General features: G+C 46.1%; 14 protein-coding genes. 10 read left to right on the top strand and 4 right to left on the bottom strand.

The window, feature by feature from the left end:
* The first annotated feature begins 40 nt into the window (after positions 1 to 40).
* Positions 41 to 508 (top strand): DinB family protein, encoded by a 468-nt coding sequence (locus K1Y79_RS10725; RefSeq protein ID WP_220250014.1) that lies wholly within the window; start codon positions 41 to 43, stop codon positions 506 to 508.
* 86 nt (positions 509 to 594) lie between these two features.
* On the top strand, positions 595 to 1,305 hold the full coding sequence (locus K1Y79_RS10720) for an LA_2272 family surface repeat-containing protein (RefSeq protein ID WP_220250013.1): 711 nt from the start codon (positions 595 to 597) through the stop codon (positions 1,303 to 1,305).
* A gap of 471 nt (positions 1,306 to 1,776) precedes the next feature.
* On the opposite strand, the gene K1Y79_RS10715 is transcribed toward K1Y79_RS10720, so the two are convergent.
* Complete coding sequence (locus K1Y79_RS10715; RefSeq protein WP_220250012.1) at positions 1,777 to 2,712, bottom strand: ADP-ribosylglycohydrolase family protein; 936 nt, start codon at positions 2,710 to 2,712, stop codon at positions 1,777 to 1,779.
* Between the two features lie 168 nt (positions 2,713 to 2,880).
* Here K1Y79_RS10715 and K1Y79_RS10710 point away from each other — a divergent pair, with 168 nt between their 5' ends.
* Positions 2,881 to 4,407 (top strand): family 43 glycosylhydrolase, encoded by a 1,527-nt coding sequence (locus K1Y79_RS10710; protein WP_220250011.1) that lies wholly within the window; start codon positions 2,881 to 2,883, stop codon positions 4,405 to 4,407.
* 115 nt (positions 4,408 to 4,522) lie between these two features.
* On the opposite strand, the gene K1Y79_RS10705 is transcribed toward K1Y79_RS10710, so the two are convergent.
* Positions 4,523 to 5,698 (bottom strand): glycoside hydrolase family 130 protein, encoded by a 1,176-nt coding sequence (locus tag K1Y79_RS10705; protein ID WP_236059567.1) that lies wholly within the window; start codon positions 5,696 to 5,698, stop codon positions 4,523 to 4,525.
* Positions 5,699 to 5,787: 89 nt separating this feature from the next.
* On the opposite strand from K1Y79_RS10705, the gene K1Y79_RS10700 reads away from it, so the two are divergent.
* The 5 genes from K1Y79_RS10700 to K1Y79_RS10680 all read left to right on the top strand — a co-directional run bounded on the left by K1Y79_RS10700 (position 5,788) and on the right by K1Y79_RS10680 (position 15,396).
* Entirely contained in the window at positions 5,788 to 6,354 is a 567-nt protein-coding gene (locus K1Y79_RS10700; protein ID WP_220250010.1) for an RNA polymerase sigma factor, read from the top strand.
* Positions 6,355 to 6,445: 91 nt separating this feature from the next.
* On the top strand, positions 6,446 to 7,621 hold the full coding sequence (locus K1Y79_RS10695) for a FecR family protein (protein ID WP_220250009.1): 1,176 nt from the start codon (positions 6,446 to 6,448) through the stop codon (positions 7,619 to 7,621).
* 132 nt (positions 7,622 to 7,753) lie between these two features.
* A complete protein-coding gene (locus K1Y79_RS10690) occupies positions 7,754 to 11,482 on the top strand; it encodes a SusC/RagA family TonB-linked outer membrane protein (protein WP_220250008.1) in 3,729 nt (1,242 codons plus the stop codon).
* Positions 11,483 to 11,501: 19 nt separating this feature from the next.
* Positions 11,502 to 12,929: a RagB/SusD family nutrient uptake outer membrane protein gene (locus K1Y79_RS10685; protein ID WP_220250007.1), complete on the top strand. Its 1,428-nt coding sequence runs from the start codon at positions 11,502 to 11,504 to the stop codon at positions 12,927 to 12,929.
* A gap of 31 nt (positions 12,930 to 12,960) precedes the next feature.
* Positions 12,961 to 15,396, top strand: coding sequence for a zinc-dependent metalloprotease (locus tag K1Y79_RS10680; RefSeq protein WP_220250006.1), 2,436 nt, complete (start codon positions 12,961 to 12,963; stop codon positions 15,394 to 15,396).
* 60 nt (positions 15,397 to 15,456) lie between these two features.
* On the opposite strand, the gene K1Y79_RS10675 is transcribed toward K1Y79_RS10680, so the two are convergent.
* Entirely contained in the window at positions 15,457 to 16,185 is a 729-nt protein-coding gene (locus K1Y79_RS10675) for an FRG domain-containing protein (protein ID WP_220250005.1), read from the bottom strand.
* 14 nt (positions 16,186 to 16,199) lie between these two features.
* Positions 16,200 to 17,375 (bottom strand): nicotinate phosphoribosyltransferase, encoded by a 1,176-nt coding sequence (gene pncB, locus K1Y79_RS10670; protein WP_220250004.1) that lies wholly within the window; start codon positions 17,373 to 17,375, stop codon positions 16,200 to 16,202.
* Positions 17,376 to 17,559: 184 nt separating this feature from the next.
* Between pncB and nudK the strand changes: the two genes are divergently transcribed.
* A complete protein-coding gene (gene nudK, locus K1Y79_RS10665) occupies positions 17,560 to 18,147 on the top strand; it encodes a GDP-mannose pyrophosphatase NudK (RefSeq protein ID WP_236059566.1) in 588 nt (195 codons plus the stop codon).
* A 93-nt stretch (positions 18,148 to 18,240) separates the two neighbouring features.
* On the top strand, positions 18,241 to 18,813 hold the full coding sequence (locus K1Y79_RS10660; protein WP_220250003.1) for an RNA polymerase sigma factor: 573 nt from the start codon (positions 18,241 to 18,243) through the stop codon (positions 18,811 to 18,813).
* The last annotated feature ends 13 nt before the right edge of the window (positions 18,814 to 18,826 follow it).

Here is an 18,826-nt window from a genome sequence, read left to right as displayed (position 1 = left end):
GCAATAAATTTGATGCCTCAACAGCATCAAAACTATAGGTATGCAAGCTATTCTTACACCTTTCCTCGACATCCTGCGGGAAGTCTATATTGGTACCCAGGGAGAACATTCCTGGGTAATAGACCCCAAACCCGGGCAGGGGTTTACCGCTGCTACTGCTGCAATTGATGCACGTCAGGCCTCCACACCGATCATAGAAGGGGGTAGTACGATTGCTGCACACACAGAGCATTTACGCTGGAGTATCTATTTTGCACTGGAGTTCTTTGCAGGTAGAAAACCGACCGGTAATTGGGAGGAAAGCTGGCGTATACGCCAAGTAGATGATCAGCAGTGGCAGCAATTACAGCAGGACCTGCGAGCGGCGTATGACAAGCTAAGGACCACCATTGAAGGTGTGAATGACTGGTCTGAGCCAATGCTGGTGCAGGGTACCCTGGCTTTGTTACCACATGCTGCTTATCACCTGGGTGCAGTGAAGCAATTACTCACTTATGTGCAGCGATAATTGAGTAGAAGACCGGGTACATATTCAGCACTGTTTACTTGAAATATCGGAAAAAACAGTTAAGTTTGGTAGCATACCCTGTAGCTATGCCCAAACCCTGCATTCTCATTCTTTTACTGATCTGCTTATACCCGGCACTATCATATGGCAATACTGATTCCTTGCCTGCCAAATACCTGAGCCTCGGAAGTAGAAAGGCCGGTATCTGTTTTGGCAACTCACCGGAGTATACAGGTTTCAGATTTAATGCAGTGAATAAACACGTGCGCCGTGTTAACATCTTTGACTTCACATTGTGGAATGCCGGAGATGACACCGTACAGACCAGCAATGGTATTGCCATATCGGCTACTATCATCTCGCAATATAAAAGTAACGGTATCACGATTGCCCCGTTGGTGAATGCCGCAGCAAGAGTGAACGGACTTACATTATCCGGCATAGCCAGTGCTTCTGGTAGAATGAACGGCGTAGCACTCGGTGGTATGATCAATTACATCGATACTATTAATGGCGTTCTTGTAGGCGTAGGTGCTATCTCTTTCACCAATAACACGCGGCCAACTTCCGTTGCTAACGGACTGGTAGTAGGTCCGAGCTTCATTCGCATGGGCCGGGTCAACGGTATAACGCTTGCCGCTATCAATGAAAGCGATGCACATACAGGCCTTGCGCTTGGCGTATATAACAAGTCCCGGAAGCTGCGCGGTGTGCAGATCGGGTTGTTCAACATTGTTGAGAATAACCCCAGAGGGCTGCAGCGACTGCCATTTATCAACATGCATTTAGGCAAATAATCTACTTTACGCCATACAGAGAGCGCGTGTCTGACTGTTCAGGCAGGCGCTCTCACTATTTCCCATTGTATAGTTTATAATGTAATGATGCAACGCCTTGCGAATGTATGCAGTCTGGTGATGCAGCAGCTGCATCATATAGGTGGTTAGTTATCCAGTATACACACGATACTTCATATTATATATAGAAAGATTAAAATCAACCGGGCATGATTACCTGGCTATCAGTTTCACGTTATGAAGATCATGTCTGTGTGTACCGGATGACATGACCTGAAACGCAATATAGTACTGTGTGATAGATTAAAGTCTTAATTGAATGTTAATGGTGGAGGAGAAAATGTTTAATCTGGAAGATTAGTTTGAAAATATGCGTCGGTATTGATCAGTTTTACCTTTTTGTAAGGTCATATATATATTATCAGTATAAAAAGAAGACTGCTTATTTTGTGTGTTGAATGAGGCATTAAACTAAGAGAGAGTGGCTTTGGTTTTTTGTACAATTGCCTGCAGCCAGGAATAATTATCCAGTAACTGTAACTTTACGAAAAGCGCTTGCGGAATGCCTTGTAAGCCCAATAGGGTACCCGCAATTTGTCCGGCAATAGAAGCATTTGTATCAGTATCTCCGGCGGCTTGTATTATTTCTTCAAACATGCGCTCTAAGCCTAGATCCATAACGCGGGATGCTGCGAATATGGCGAATGGTACACTATTTACCACATATCCATTGTTGCCGAGTTTGGCGACTGCTTGTATCTCTGTTGCCTGGCTATATTCGTTGATCTGCACTAACCTGTCTCTGACGTTTGTATCTGGGAGTTGTGGAATAATAAGATCCAGCAGATTATTACTTCCGTTCCATTTGTTTTCCAATACTGATCTGATAGCCAATACGACCGCCAATGCGCCGGTATAGGCTTCATCATTTTTATGTGTGATTCTGCATATATTTCTGATATCTTCTCTTGATATATTTTTCCAAAAAGCGAACGGTGCAATTCGCATTGCGGCTCCATTGCCCGCAGCATAATCGCCTGTTCTTCCTGTCTGACTCCAATGTCCGCCAATAGCCAACTCCTGTATAGCCTTTAGTGTACTTGCTCCAATGCCCGTAATGCGCCTGTTATGATAATATTGAACGAAGTAATTGGATAGTATCTCAGGACTGAAACCCTGACTGTCCGCCAATGCTTCGCATGATGCGAGTGTTAGTTGTGTGTCATCAGTAAGCATCCAGGTATGTACAGTCTTTGGTACTGGATGCAAGTAATAGGTGTTAGGTTTGATGGGAGACGTGTAATTCTCATAACTACTTCCCCAGGCATCGCCAATAGCTCCGGCTATTATAGCAGCTTCAAATCGTTCACCAGCAGATAGGTTGACTTGCTCATTTTTGTCAGGCACGAAATATATTTAAAGCTTTCAAGTTAGGTCAAAATGTAAGATTTCATTATTAAATCTCCGAAAGTTCTATTATTTTCATACAGCATCGCCCCTGATGCAATCACACAATTCCACGTACGCTACATTGAAAGACCGTTTCAATTATCATAAACCCTCAAACTAACAAAGATGAAAACACTTCACTTGTTACTCCTTTCCACGTTATCGGTATTATTCTTTTGTCAGAGTTGCAGGAAACCGCAACAGGACCAGGTCGCTTTAGACGGTTCTTCTGTACGAAAAGGAAGTGCAGCGCTGGCTGCTTCTCCGATCTTTACAAATGCCCTGCCTTCCATAGACAACGGCAGCTATTACGATCCATGGGTGATCCGGGTTGGTAGTAATTATTATTACTGCGGTTCAGACGGTGGACGGTTGTACATTACCCGATCATCGACGTTGCATACTTTATTGCAGCAGCCGAAAACCTACATCTTTACTCCACCGGGTGGTACGATGTATTCTTCTAATTTATGGGCACCGGAATTACATTATCGCAGTGGCAGATGGTATGTGTATTTCGCTGCTGATAATGGTGATAATGCCAATCACCGCATGTACGTGCTCGAAGGCGGCAGCGATGGCAACGATCCGCTGAATGGCAGTTATGCGTTTAAGGCGAAGCTGACACCTACAACAGACCGTTGGGCGATTGACGGTTCCCCGTTTGATTACAACGGGCAGCAATACTTTGTATGGTCAGGATGGGAAGGAACTTCCAATGTATCGCAGTACATCTACATCGCCAGGATGAGCAACCCTTATACTATTTCAGGCGAAAGAGTAGAAATTTCAAGACCTGATTTTGGATGGGAACAGGTAGGTAATCCTACTGTAAATGAAGGTCCGACACCGCTGATCAGTGGAAACACGGTCAATATCATCTACTCTGCAAGTGGCAGCTGGACGAATGACTATTGCCTTGGCCGGCTGACCTGCACAAACGGTAACCTGATGTCCAAAGCTTCCTGGACTAAGCCGAATGGAGCTGTTTTCTCCAGATTTGGAAATGTCTTTGGCCCGGGTCATGCATCTTTTGTGAAGTCTCCGGATGGTATTCAATGGTGGATTGTATATCACGCTGCGAACTATGACGGTGCTGGTTGGGATAGAAGGGTCATGGCGCAGCAGTTCACCTGGGACGGCGATATTCCGTTTTTTGGTCACCCTGTCGAAAAGGGCATCCCGATTACAGCTCCTTCTACGGGTCCGGAGTATGCAATGCCGCTGGCTAATGGCGTGTACAAAATCAAGTCAAAAGTCACTTCTCAATGCGTAGACGTACCGAGTGGCAGTAATACTGTTCGTTTGCAGATACAGCAATGGACAGATAATAATAACAATGCGCAGAAGTGGACGTTCACCAGCCTGGGAAATGGTTATTATAAGATCACCAATATTGCTTCAGGTCTGTGCCTGGATAATGCAGATGCCTCCACCAGTGCAGGGAATATTATGATACAGTATACAGATAATGGCACGCTGGCGCAGCAATGGCGGGTACAGGATATGGGCAATGGTTATTTTAAACTGATCAACCGTAAGAGTTTACTGGCGCTTGATGTACCTAATAGTAATCAGACCCCGGGTACCAAGTTACAGCAATGGTATGAGAACCCGTGGGACGCTGAACTGTGGCAGATCATTCCGCAATAGTAAAGGAACCGGGAATTAATACCGTAGCGCTGCCGGCAGCTGAAAGCAGTACGCATCTGCTTACGCAGCATTGGCTACAACTCGTTACTGGTTATTAATTCCCGGTTTTTTATACTTAGTTTTTTTGTGCAGGATCATAGATAGCCACCGCTACTCTGGAGTCGGCGCAACCATAATAAAGCAGGTATCTGTTCTTAAAGTATACCAGCCCTTCTATGAATACAGTACCGGCAGGGTATTGTCCGCTTTTCTCAAATGCTTCCGTAGGTACCATAAATGGACGATCCAACCTGCTCAGCAGTCTGGCAGGATCTGTTGCGCTGAATAGCATTTGTCCGGCGCAATACGAGTTAGCCGTATAATTAGTATCTCTGTCAGCTCCTGCGCCGTTTTTACCGTTGTATAGCAGGAGTATCCCTTTATCTGTAAGTAGCGCCGGCGGCCCGCATTCGGTCAGGTTGCTGTCGAAGTAGCCTTTGCGTGGAGATGCCAGCTTCTTCAATGCACCTTTCTCATCTACAACCGGTGTCCAGTCAACAAGATTATCAGAGGTAGCAGCATACACATGATATTCTCCCCAGTATAACCAGTATTTCCCTTCATGTTTAACGATTTGCAGTTGCCCGTTCTTAAGGGTGGTGAGTATAGATGCTGATTTGGATGCGATGTCATGGAATTTGCCATTATAGGCATCCTGGAATATCGGCCCGTGCTTTTTCCAGTGTACCAGGTCAGTGGAAGTAGCTGCACCCAGCCGGGGCGTTTTTTTGTTCCATTGTGTATACAGCATCAGGTATACGCCGTCTTCAGTTCTGGCTACTCTTGGGTCTTCACAGCCGCCGGTCCATTCAAATTCCTGCTGGTCGTCGTTGGCGGGAAACAGTACCGGTTTGCCGGAGCGTCCCATCTTCAGGCCGTTGCTGCTCTCGGCCAGTCCGATACGGGAAGTGCGGTGCCCGATCCCGATGCCTGATTTATCTTCCGCCCGGTACAGCACATAGACCTTGTTGTCCTTTACGGCAGCAGCAGGGTTGAAGGTATCATTGCTTTCCCAATCGACCATTGTTTTCCTAAGAGGATCATAGAAGCGGGTGGTTTCGTCCGGCGATATCACCGGGTTAGCACCGGCAGGCCGTATAAAGGGGCCTAATGCCCATCCTGGTAATGAACCCGCAGGTTCGTTTGCGGCCCTGTCTGTGGATGTATTAGTGTTGGTATGGATGGGTTTTTGTCCCATACCGGCAAAGGTTGCGAGTAAAAGCAAAGAAAGAAAAGCGCCTGATTTTTTCATATAACGTGAATTTTATAAAGGATAGCAATGAAAAATAGCAAATAAATACCAGGAATTATTCCTAATTCTTTTTCTACTTTTACTCCGTCATGGCTGCTCCTATAGATAATGAAATATTATTATTCAGGCAGATTGGGGAAGGAAATGAGATTGCATTCCGTAAAGTATACGACCACTATTACCGGCAATTGCATGGTTTCGTGCTCAAAGCCGTAAAGTCTGATCCCGTCGCAGAAGAAATTGTGCAGGAGACGTTTGCCCGTTTGTGGGAAAACCGGAAAGCCCTTGGTGACAAAGGATATTCGGGGCCATGGTTGTTTCGGGTGGCTGCCAACCTCTCTTACGATTATATCAGGAAAGCCGCTAATGAAGCAAAATATTTTAATCTGTTAGCCACTACGCCGGGAGAGCCTTCCAATAACAATGTAACAGAATACATAGAGAGCGTACAGAGTAATAATCTGTTATATGAGGCGATTGAGCAGTTACCGCCGCAACGTCGTACCATTTTCCAGTTATCCAGGCTTAAAGGGTTGAGTCATCAGGAGATTTCCCAATATCTTAATATCTCTGAAAATACGGTCAAGAACCAGCTGGTGACGGCTTTGAAGGCAGTCAGGCAGTTCATGAATGACGCCACCCGCATCTTTTTTTAAAAATTTCTTTCACCCGGATAGTCCCTTCGTTTTCTTCAAACGTTATTACTTTAAAGAGGGGCAGGTACATACCGCCAACCACAACCAAAATATGAAAGCAGCTACACGCGAAGAGCGGATCAGATACCTTATTAATCAATACTATACCGGAACGGCTAGTCCTGCAGAAGCGGACGAGCTCAGGTCAATCCTGCAGGAGGGAGCTGATAAGGACGTGATTGTAGCAGAACTGGAGGCATTGGCAATGACAGCGCCGGAAGCAGTGCATATTACTGAGGAGCGGCTGGATACTGTCTTTCAATCAATCGTGTCATCCCGTACCAGGCAATTGCCGGTACGCAGGTATTGGTATGGTGCAGCCGCCGCAGCTGTGCTGGCATGCATCGTTGCCGGCAGCCTATACTTTTTTACGACAAAAGAGCCGGCTGCTCCAGCACAGGTAGCGGCAGTTACCGAAATTGCACCCGGCCATGAAGGGGCGGTGCTGACACTTGCCAACGGACAGCAGGTAGTGCTGGACAATCAGGCCGACGGCGCAATAGCGGCGGGCACTGAGCAGGGCATCAGCAAAAGGGGAGGAGAACTGATCGTAGATGGTCAGCATACCGTGAATACCGCATTAAATACACTTAGCACACCCCGGGGCAGGCAGTTTACGTTGAACCTGCCGGATGGTAGTAAGGTATGGCTTAATGCAGCTTCCGCGATAAAATTTCCGGCAGCTTTTACAGGTGAAGAAAGGGTAGTATACCTGTCAGGTGAAGGCTACTTTGAAGTAGCAGCCAAGAAAGACGCCGCCGGCGAGAAGATTCCGTTTAAGGTAGTGGTCAACCAGAAAAGCACAATCGAAGTGCTAGGTACACATTTTAATATAAATGCTTATGAAGATGAAGAAAGTATCCGCACAACTTTACTGGAGGGAGCTGTAAAGGTCAGCACATCCGCCAGCACCGTAGTACTGCAACCTGGCCAGCAGGCAACTATTAATACAGATCATATCGCGGTAGAGCAGCACGCAGATACCGAACAGGCAGTGTCATGGAAGAATGGGTTGTTTATATTCAATGGCAGGTCTGATCTGCCGGAGGTCATGCGTCAGCTGTCAAGATGGTATGATGTGGAAGTGGTGTTTGCCGGTAAAGTGCCTGAAATCGCATTTACTGGCGAGATGCAAAGAAATTTAAGTCTGCAGCAGGTAACGAAAGGCCTGGCTGCAATGGGGGTCAATTTTAAAATAGAAGGACGCAAGTTTATTATCTATCCTTAAAACATGAAGACCCGGCAAAAGTACCGGAAGTGTTCCAGCACTTCCGGTCAAAGCCTCCGGTCTTTATAATTTAAAACAAGTAGGTCCGATACCGCTTATTTGTCATTATCAACCAGAAACCGTTACAAAAGTATGTTTTTTTATGCTTTATGTAACCGGAAAGGGCATGCCATGCCTGCCGCTGAACGGCGCTATTTCCGGTTATCACCACAAACAGTGAAGACAGTGAAACTGAATGTTCTATTCATGTTTGCATTTCTGATGCAAGTAAGTGCCAGCAGCTGGTCACAAGTCATCAACTACTCCGGGAATAATGTTCCGCTGGCCACCATTTTTGGGGTGGTTAAACAGCAAACCGGATATGTTGTGCTCTACAATCCTGACATGGTTAAAAAGGCCGCGCCGGTAAGTATCAACGTGCGGAATATGCCGTTGAGCCAGTTCCTGGATAAGGTGCTCACCCAACGAGCATTGGGCTACTCCCTGGAAGATAAGACCATCTTTATTACAAAACGTGCCATACCGGCCCCTCCTGAAAAGGAAGTTGCTGCCGCAGAAGCGCCGGAAGTAATATTGCCTACTATAAGCGGCTTTGTGAGAGATGATAAAGGAGAACTATTGCCAGGCATATCAGTGAAGGTAAAAGGGGCCGTTTTTGGTACCACAACCAATGGTTCGGGCTACTTTAAACTGAATAGTGTACACAGCGATGCTATCCTCTTGTTCTCATCTGTAGGATACGAAACAGTCAACGTGCCCATTGAAATGTGTTGTAACAAAGTGGCCGTTAAGAATACCGCTGTTACCATCGCTGCTGACGGTAGCCTGATACTGAATGTGTCCATGAAACTGGCCGTGAAGTCACTTGAAGAAATTGCCATTACCAACACCGGTTACCAGGAGATATCAAAAGAGCGTTCGACGGCCGCTGTGTCTACCATATCTTCCAAGGATATACAGGCACAGATCAACCCGGACCTCATTGCGGCACTGGAAGGTAAAGCGCCCGGCCTGAGCCTTTACAGGAACGAGCCTACTGTGCGTGGTATCAGTACCTTCTCAGGTAATGTGGGTACCTACCCACTGGTAGTACTGGACGGCCTTCTGACTGAAAATACACTCGACATGATCAACCCCTATGATGTAGAATCTGTAACAGTACTGAAAGATGCTGCTGCTGCTTCCATCTACGGTGCGCGCGCTGCCAACGGGGTGATCGTTATCAATACTAAAAAGGCTAAGAGAGGCCAGTTCAATGTATCTGTGAATGCAGACTACTTTATCACTGAACGTCCTGATCTCAGCAAAATGCATTACGCTACCACTGCGCAGATGGTAGACTACGAAAAAGACATCTATGCGGCTGAATTACGCCGTTTCGCCAATGCGGAAGAGCTGTTCAACTCATATGGCAGCATCGGCGGAAACAGTATCAAATACTTCACGCCGCTCTATAACCTGTACAGAAGGGAAAGCCTCGGCGAAATCAGTATGCATGAAAGAGACGCCTCCATCGAGCAACTAAAGAACTATGATTACTTCCAGCAGTTCCATGACAACGTATGGCGTAATGAAGCACGTAAGCGTTTTAACATAGCAGTAAGCTCCGGCTCAGAAAAGAGTAACACTTATCTGTCCATCAACTACGATGGGAATAACCAGCTGGTACGTAGCAATACCAGCGAAAACCTGAATATCTACCTGAAGTCTACCTTCACACCACGTACCTGGCTCTCTGCCACCTTCGGTGCTAATGGCGCTTATTCAAAAGCAGTAGAAGCAGAGAATACATATACTGATTACACTTCCCAACCCCGTTATTCCCGTATAGTTGATGAAAACGGGAATAAGGTGTATTCAGACTACGTATATTTCAGAGATGGCTTCAGTACCTCTGACTACGTAAATGGTACCGTTATTGACCAGATCAAAGGAAACACGCAGTTCAAATCACTGAGCTTTAACCTCCTTGATGAGCTGGATAACAGCCGGGCTAAATTACAGGCTTTGCGCATACGTACCTTTGCAGATGTCAATGCTACATTGCTGGCTGGCCTGAAGTACAGCATCAAGTTTCAGTACGAGACTTCCAGAACGGAAGAAGAGAATCTGACGAATAAGGATGATTACAGGATGAGATATCTCTATAATGCGATGACTACCTATAATCCTACCAGTAACTTATACACCCATGAGATGCCTTACAATGGACGTCTCTACCAGATGAACAGGCAGTCAAACAACTTTACCTTCCGTCAGCAGCTGGATTTTGACAGATCCTTTGAGATTGATGGCAGAACACATGACCTCATCGCCCTCGGCGGTTTTGAGATGAGACAATCGCTGCAGCCCGTTAATGTAAGCGATCTGCGTTATGGCTATGACCCAGTAACACTGACTTCTCAACCGGTAGACTGGAATCGTCTGGGTCAGGTAGGTGTCAACAGCTATATGTTTGGTAATACCACTATCGGTTATCAGCCAGGCAACCGTAAAGAAGAGGTCCGACACCGTTTTGCATCTTATTATGGTAATATTGGTTATACCTTTGATCGCCGCTATAACCTGACAGCCAGTGCCAGACTTGATCAGACAGACCTTTTCGGTACTGATCCGAAATACAGGAACCGTCCTTTATGGTCAGTCGGTGCCGGCTGGAACGCTACCAACGAAGCATTCCTGAATGATGTAAAATGGCTGGACTATCTGAAAGTGCGCGCTACCTATGGTATTAATGGTAACATAGATCAGAACTCATCACCATACATTACCGCCAGACTGAGAAGCGACAACCTGTTTACCGAACTGCAATACACCGATATCCTGGCAATGCCTAACCCGAAGCTGCGTTGGGAAAAGACAGCAACTGTCAACTTTGGAACAGACTTTACCTTGTTCAATAGCCTTCTCAGAGGTAGCATTGATTACTACAGAAAGTATAGCTCTGACCTGATCGTAGCAACAGATCTGGATCCTACAGTAGGTACCAATACGCTGACCATCAACAATGGCGCTATGTCAAACAGGGGTGTTGAACTGAGCCTGTCTTCCGAATGGCTGCGAAAAGGAGACTTCGGTGTGTTGTCTAACATAGTCCTGGCATTTAACAGGAACCGTATTGAGAAAGTGACCAGTGCTGCCACCTCGGCGTATTCTTACATCGGCTCACCTACTAATTACTATTATGCGAATACACCATTCAACTCTATCTATGCTTATAGATATGGAGGCATGATTAATGGTTATCCTTTTATCCTGAATGAAAACGGGGAGCCGAATTTGACCTTCGATGCGAACGGTAATCCAACTGACTTCAGACAGGTTAATAGCCCGTCAGCGATCGTGCGTGTAGGTACTATGATACCCAAGTTCAACGGTTCTTTCCGTCAGAGCTTCCGCTATAAAACAGTAGAACTGGGCGCTATGTTTGCCTTCTATGGCGGTCACCAGATGAGAAGAGACCGTATGGATTTTTCAGGTACCGACCAGCTGAATGCAGCATTGGGTAACCGTTATACTGATGCTAATCCTAATGGTAATCCAAGAATGGAGATTGACTACCCGGATCTTTTACGTAACCAGGCCGCAAACCTGTCATCCGGATGGCGTTATGCAGACATCCAGGTAGTAAGCGCTACGTCTGTTAAACTACGTAACCTCTACCTTTCTTACACCTTGCCACAACATCTGTGCAAAAGCATTGCCGCTAAAAATGTGAAGTTCACCGCTCAGGCTAACAACCTTTGGATGTGGAGTGCAGCGGGGGATGATATGGATCCGGAGACAATGAGCCTGAACAGTGGTACCAGGAATCTGCCTACACAACGTTCCTTCCTTTTCGGAGCAGCCGTTAGTTTCTAATTATTAAAAACATCAGTGCATGAAATCAGGATTTCACTTTATATACATATTCGTTATTGCAGCACTTACATCGTGCAATAAATACCTTGACATAGTTCCGAAAGGACAGCTGGTAATTGAATCAACAGAAGACTTCTATAAAATGGTCAGTCTGCCAAACAGAGGTTATCCTGTCGGAAACTTCCAGTACCTGGTGGATGATCAGTGGATGAAAGAGTCGAATGTAATTGGCGCATTGAAGAACATTGATATTATCAACTTCACCGCTGATACGACAGAAAACCGCGTCAACAGGATGACAGCATCCTCCCTGTATAATCAGGCTTATAAATACATCAACAGGTGGAATATGGTGATCACGCTGGTAGATGATAGCAAGGGAGATGAGGATATGAAGAAGCTGGCGAAGGCAGAAGCAAGAGTACTGCGTGCGTTTGACCACTTTGTGATTCTGAATACGTTTGGTCGTCCTTATGTGCCCGAAACAGCAGCAACTGACGGCGGTATCTGTATCATGGATAAATATGACCTGGAAGCCGTTCCCGTAAAGTCCACAGTAGCTGAGACATATGCCTTTATAGAAAAAGATCTGGATGAATCTATTCCTTTTCTGCAGGCAACACCGGTAGATGTATATCACCCGTCGCTGGCATTCGCCTGGGCGCTGAAAGCAAAGGTACACCTGTTCAAACGCGAGTGGGACAAATGTGTGGCTGCTGCACAGCAATCTATGTCCTACAACAATAAGGTGTTTGACCTGGTAGCTTACAAGGCCGTTGGTGGGTTTGCATCCGGCGCTATCACTGCCGGTAAGAATCCGGAGGTGCTCAGTTATATGTATATGAATGGCCGTAATGAACTGAACTTCGGATATAGCTATATCATCAGCCCTGAGCTGAAAGAACTGTTCGGCCCTACCGATGCCCGTTTTACCATGTTCTTTAATACTACCAACAGGTCGTTTCTTGATATTGGCTCCAATACAGCATACTGGAACGTGAAATTTACCGACTTCTTTAACATCACAGTTGGTATGAAGACGACCGAGGTACTGTTAATGATGGCCGAATGTTATGCACGTCAGAACAACCTGGCTGCCGCTATGGACCTGATCAATGACCTGCGGGCGAAGCGTATCGTTGATCCTTTGGAGGCACACCTGGAAACACCAGCTACCATCAAGGAAACCGTTGATATCGTTATCAAGGAAAGAAGGAAAGAGTTGTTGTTCGGTTTCCACCGTTTCTGGGACCTTCGCAGGCTGAACACAGAGCCCGACTATGCTAAAACAGTTGTACATAAGTTCCCATTGGTAAATACTTCTGTGCCGCAGGTAGAATATAAACTGCCGCCTAACTCTTATATGTACATCATTCCATTTGCACAGGATGTACTGAAGAAAAACCCGTCACTTACACTTAATACTAATGAAGTCATTCCCTGGTAAGGAGAAAGACATCTAACATACAAGTTTCAACATGAAGAGAATTATGATGGGGCTGTCATTACTCACCATGGTAATGGCGGCTCATGCCCAGGACAAAGTTAAACCAGCCGCCGACTCTGCTAAACCCAGCAAAGTCATGGCTTATGAGAAAGTTATTACAAAGGATGCTGTTACCCGTCAGGGGATGTTCACTGTTCATCTGGTTGACAACAAGTATTTCTTTGAGATACCGGACTCCCTGTTGAAAAGGGATATATTGGTAGTAAGCCGCTTTATCAGTACACCAGAGATGTCTGGTGTATATGGTGGCGAGAAAGCCAGCGAGCGTACCATCTATTTTGAGAGAGGCCAGGGTAACAAACTCCTGATGCGTGTAGACATTTTCTCTGCGCGTGTAAAGGACAGTACCCAGGCTATTGCGAAAGCCGTACAGTCATCTTCTGTGAAGCCAATTGCTGCCGCTTTTGACATTAAAACCTATGGTCCGGGTGGTAATATGGTAATTGATGTCACTGACTTTTTCAGAAAAGATAACGGTGCACTCTCGTTGGATAGTGACGTGAAAAGTGATCTGAAACTGGGCAGCCCTGCTGATGATCGTTCTTTCATCAATAGCATCAAGCCTTACCCGATCAATGTGGAAGTACGTACAACACGTACTTATTCTACTACCGGCGTAGCTATCCCTGCAGCTGCGCTGTCAGGCTTCATCACCCTGGAGATGAACGTGTCCATGGTATTGCTGCCGAAAGAGCCTATGAGGAAGCGTCTTTTTGACGAAAGGGTGGGTTATATGGCCAGCAAGTACTTCCTGTTTGACGAAGATGCGCAGGCATCACAGGAGAAGTATCTGATTCAGCGCTACCGTCTGGAGCCTAAACCGGAAGATATGGAGAAATATAAGCGGGGAGAGCTGGTGGAGCCCGCCAGACAGATCGTCTATTATATTGATCCTGCTACGCCTAAGAAATGGCGTCCTTACCTGATTGCAGGGGTAAATGACTGGCAGCAGGCTTTTGAGCAGGCCGGCTTTAAGAATGCGATTACTGCAAAGGAATGGCCGGAAGAGGATACCACAATGAGCCTGGAAGATGCCCGTTTCTCAGTGATCCGTTATCTGGCGTCGCCTATCCCGAATGCTTATGGTCCACGCATCAGTGATCCGCGCAGCGGCGAGATTATAGAAAGTCATGTAGGCTGGTACCATAATGTGATGAAGCTTATACACGACTGGTACATGATCCAGGTAGGGCCAAATGATCCCCGCGCCAGGAAGATGGAGTTTGACGATGAGCTGATGGGAGACCTGATCCGCTTTGTCTCTTCCCATGAAGTAGGACATACCATCGGACTACGTCATAACATGGGTGCCAGTAGCCAGACGCCGGTAGAAAAACTAAGGGATAAGACCTGGGTAGAGGCCAACGGACATACCGTATCTATCATGGACTATGCCCGGTTCAACTATGTGGCACAACCGGAAGATAAGATAGGTAAGGCAGGATTATACCCACGTATCGGCGCTTATGATAAATGGGCTGTTCAATGGGGGTATAAACTGATCTTCAATACCAAAGATGAATTTGAAGACAGCAAGGTTCTCAATAAATGGATCGTGGATAGTCTGGCTGCAAACCCACGCCTCTGGTTTGGAGGGGAAGGCAAGGGCGAAGACCCCAGAAGTCAGTCAGAAGATCTCAGCGATAACGTGATGGTGGCCAACGAGTATGGTATTAAAAACCTGAAAAGGGTAGTACCTGAACTCATCAAATGGACCGCAGAAGATGGCGACATGGATGGTAACCTGGACCGTATGTACAAGGGTGTTGTAAAGCAGTACAGCCGTTACCTGTATCATGTGATGAAGTACATCGGCGGACAGTACATCACTAATAAGAGTGCGGATCAGCCGGGTAATGTAGTAGAACGCATCCCTAAGGCGAAAGTGAAGGAAGCGCTGAACTTCATCGGTCGCAACCTGATGGAGCCGCCTTTATGGCTGTATAACAGGGAAATCGCCGCCAGACTGAAGATGAATGAAATGGACGAAATAGCGACAGCGCAGAATAACATGCTGGTCACTATTCTGAATGCTGGTATGATGTACAACCTCATACAGAAGTATTCAGACGGTAAAGAGATATACACTGTTACCGAGTACCTGGCGGATGTGAAGAAAGCTATCTGGAAACCTCTCACCGGTGATGCGCTGAAAGATACCTATTACAGGAACCTCCAGCGTATGTACGTGGAGAAACTGATAATTGCAGTGAATACTGCTAAGCCAAAAGAAGGCAGGATGCTTAACAATGTAGAGCGTAGCGATGCACACCTGTATGCACGTGCACACCTGCAGCAGTTAAAGAATGAAATGATGATCAGCAATGTGCCGGGAGCACTGAATCAAACGCACAAAGCGATGTTGATGAAAACAATAGATAAAGCGCTGAAAGGCGACGATAAGTAAGTATTAGAGTGATGAATGTAATGCCGGCGCTGGTTCCCCAGCCCGGCTTTTTTATATCCTCTATTCAAAGTACCGCCATTGAAGATATGCGCACAATCCCTCCAGTTCGGGGAAAATTGTAAATGCATTGACCCCGAGGGTGTTTAGCTCGTTTCTGATGTCTGCCAGGTTGCCCGTAGGAATACGTACTTTGATCAGCTTCTGATCATAAGAGTCGCTCTCGTTCATATACTTGGTCTCCAGTATCTCTGCAGTAGAGGGTAGGGTAAATACTCCTGACTGGCTATTGATCCGTTGCTTGATCAGACGGGGCTTGAATATCTTGGTAGCAGGAAGATCAAAGGGATGTACATGCTCCTGATCGAAGTCGAAATCCTCGTCACCAGGCATTAGTATCCACACTACAGCATAAGCGCCTGCCGGTAACCATTCCGTACTGTGTCCTGACACAGCAAACCAAAGGGCAGTCAGGGCATTGGTAGACCAGTCCAGTAGGCGTGTAGGAAGTCCGAAATGCTGCCCCAGGGTGAGGTAGTCCCAGTCAGTCAGCGATCCCTGTTGTTCTACCAGTAGCGGATTGCTGCGCTTAAATTCGTTCAGCATGGCCCTTTCTGTGGCTATCAGGTCGCCTTTTGCCCTCAACCGGCCTATTTTGGGAAATAGGGGGTAGTCGGCAATTTGTCCACGGAAAACGAACTCATTAAGATTATTCTCCTGTACTTTCAATCTTTTGTTCGTACTGATCAGTTCCAGATAATCCCGGATATTATCTACTTCGACTTCCTTCATACGATGCGGTTAACTTAGGTAATATGCAGAATTTGTTTAGCCAGTTCAATCATCTCGCTGTTGCCAGTATATTTTCCCTGCTCATCAGAGAGCTTTACAACAGGCGTCCATTCATCTCCCTCCGGACTCGCAGCTGTCATCTTGATAACAATATTCATAGCAGCTGGTCCGACGTCATTAGTCAGACTAGTACCTATACCGAAAGACATGCCGATTTTATTGCGGCATGCCGTTGCAATACGCGCTACCTTCTCATAGTTTAATCCGTCTGAAAAGATGATCGTTTTACCCATGGGATTAATGCCGAGCTTGTGGTAATGTGCAATGACTTTTTCGGCAAACAGTATTGGGTCGCCACTGTCGTGTCGTACACCGTCGAACAGCTTAGAGTACATTTTATCGAATTGCCGGAAGAAGACGTCAGTAGTATAGGTATCAGACAACGCAATACCCAGGTCGCCCCGGTATACGTTCGTCCAGCTTTCGAGGGCGAGTCCGTTGGCCATCTGGAAGCCATAATGAGCAGCATGGAACATAAACCACTCATGTGCATGGGTGCCTATAGGCTTGGTCTGATATTTCATAGCCATATGAACGTTACTGGTGCCTATAAAGCTGCCGTTCCCATATGTTTTCAATGCTTGCATTACCAGGTTGTGTACGTCGTAGGAGTGACGCCTCCTGGTGCCAAATTCGGCCACCGTCACCTGTAGTTTAATATAGTTTTCAATCTTCTGACGTGTCTTTTCACTCACTTCTTCATCGCTGATCCGGTCTTTGCCGGTAAGGGTATAGTATAGTTCACAGATAAGGGCCATCAGCGGTACCTCCCAAAGGATAGTCCTATACCAGGGTCCCTCTATGGTTACGGACACCTGGTCTCCCTCTTGTTCAATATTTACTTCAGATGGCATATAGCGGTATCCCTCCAGAAAGTCGAGGTATACCGGCGACAGATATGGACATGTCACAGCCAGAAAGCGTTTTTCTTCTCTTGTTAACTGCAGCATTGCCATATCATCAACAGCCGCCTGAAGGGCCGTTGCAAAGCCTGGAGGGAAAGCATGTTTTCCACGGTTAATAAAGGCATACCTGGCCTTCGCATACGGGTACAGCATCATTGCTCCCTGTTGCATGGTAAACTTATAGAAGTCGTTGTCAAGTATTGACAGAAGTAGTGGTCTTCGCATATCGCTTTACCGCAATTCTGTTGCCAGATTCATCCTGTATGTCTCCTATGGATAGTGAATGATTAACGCCAATTTAACGGGGAAGGAAGGGGAGAATATAGCAGGTTTCCCACATATTGTACTAAATTCACTGTTGTGTGGCTGAAGTTAATATCCCCGGTATATGTCTAAATATGATTGTATAATGAACAACGTTAAGATTCTCGATACTACCATCCTTTCAGATAATTGGTATATACTCAAGAAGATCACTTATGAGCGAACGCTGCCAGGTGGCAAACAGGAGGTGCAAATCCGCGAAGCCTATGACAGGGGCAATGGGGCCACTATTTTATTATACAATAAGGAGCAGCAGACCGTTATTCTGACCCGGCAGTTCAGATTGCCTACTTACATTAATGGTAACAAAGATGGGATGATGATAGAAGCTTGTGCTGGATTACTTGATAAGGATAATGCAGAAGACTGTATCCGCAGAGAAACGGAGGAAGAAACCGGTTACAGGATCAATAACATTGAAAAAGTCTTTGAAGCGTATATGTCTCCTGGCTCGGTGACCGAAATACTGTATTTCTTTGTTGCAGAGTATACTCCTTTGATGAAAATCGGAGCGGGCGGCGGGCTTGAACACGAGCAAGAGAACATTGAGGTGCTGGAACTACCGTTTGCAACTGTATTAGAGATGGTGAAAAGTGGAGAGATCAGAGATGCCAAGACGATAATGCTGGTACAATATCTCCAGATACATCGGCTATTAGGATACCAGGACTGATAAGCACCTGCTTCCTGACCTCTTCACTTTGGTAATATCTGATATGTATAGTACATTTATAGGTCTAGGACTGCAAATTTAAAACTGTACGGTTTGTCGGGTGAACAATTATTATGGGATGCTGTCAGGAATAGTGATGTAAAAGGCCTGGAAGCATTATATAAGAAGTATAATGAGGCCTTATATAGCTATGGAAAGAAATTTACCGGGGATACCCACCTGGTAGAAGACGCCGTGCAGGAAACATTTATTTCTATCTGGAAATACCGGGAACGGTTGTCAGTCACCGCCACGATTAACCTATATCTTTTTAAGTCCTTCCGTAATCACCTGTTCCGTTTATTAAAGGAGCAGCAAAATACCACCTACCAGGAGGAGGACCATGCTTTCTCTTTTGAGCTGGGGTTTGATGCCCGGTTTATAGAAGGAGAGGATGCTGCAATTTTATCAAGGCAGATACAGCAGGCTTTATCGCAGTTAACGGCCCGTCAGCGGGAGATTATCTGGTTCCGTTTCTTTGAGGGCCGTTCCTTTGAGGAAATAGCGGAGATTATGGATATGCAGGTCAGGGCGACCTATAAATTGTCTGCCCGCGCATTAGCTTCGCTGAAGGAAATTATGGAGGGCCCTGCTATAGTGCTTTTATTCTCATTTTTAAATACCTGATAATTAAATATCT

Origin of the sequence: Chitinophaga rhizophila (assembly GCF_019492185.1) — a bacterium.
Lineage (GTDB): Bacteria > Bacteroidota > Bacteroidia > Chitinophagales > Chitinophagaceae > Chitinophaga > Chitinophaga rhizophila.
Note: the sequence above shows the minus strand (reverse complement) of the source record. Positions and strands in the feature narration are given on the sequence as shown.

Coding starts and splice junctions, on each gene's coding strand:
- K1Y79_RS10725 (WP_220250014.1), top strand. CDS start 41: ATGCAAGCTATTCTTACACCTTTCCTCGACATCCTGCGGGAAGTCTAT.
- K1Y79_RS10720 (WP_220250013.1), top strand. CDS start 595: ATGCCCAAACCCTGCATTCTCATTCTTTTACTGATCTGCTTATACCCG.
- K1Y79_RS10710 (WP_220250011.1), top strand. CDS start 2,881: ATGAAAACACTTCACTTGTTACTCCTTTCCACGTTATCGGTATTATTC.
- K1Y79_RS10705 (WP_236059567.1), bottom strand. CDS start 5,698: ATGAAAAAATCAGGCGCTTTTCTTTCTTTGCTTTTACTCGCAACCTTT.
- K1Y79_RS10700 (WP_220250010.1), top strand. CDS start 5,788: ATGGCTGCTCCTATAGATAATGAAATATTATTATTCAGGCAGATTGGG.
- K1Y79_RS10695 (WP_220250009.1), top strand. CDS start 6,446: ATGAAAGCAGCTACACGCGAAGAGCGGATCAGATACCTTATTAATCAA.
- K1Y79_RS10690 (WP_220250008.1), top strand. CDS start 7,754: ATGTTTTTTTATGCTTTATGTAACCGGAAAGGGCATGCCATGCCTGCC.
- K1Y79_RS10685 (WP_220250007.1), top strand. CDS start 11,502: ATGAAATCAGGATTTCACTTTATATACATATTCGTTATTGCAGCACTT.
- K1Y79_RS10680 (WP_220250006.1), top strand. CDS start 12,961: ATGAAGAGAATTATGATGGGGCTGTCATTACTCACCATGGTAATGGCG.
- K1Y79_RS10675 (WP_220250005.1), bottom strand. CDS start 16,185: ATGAAGGAAGTCGAAGTAGATAATATCCGGGATTATCTGGAACTGATC.
- pncB (WP_220250004.1), bottom strand. CDS start 17,375: ATGCGAAGACCACTACTTCTGTCAATACTTGACAACGACTTCTATAAG.
- nudK (WP_236059566.1), top strand. CDS start 17,560: ATGAACAACGTTAAGATTCTCGATACTACCATCCTTTCAGATAATTGG.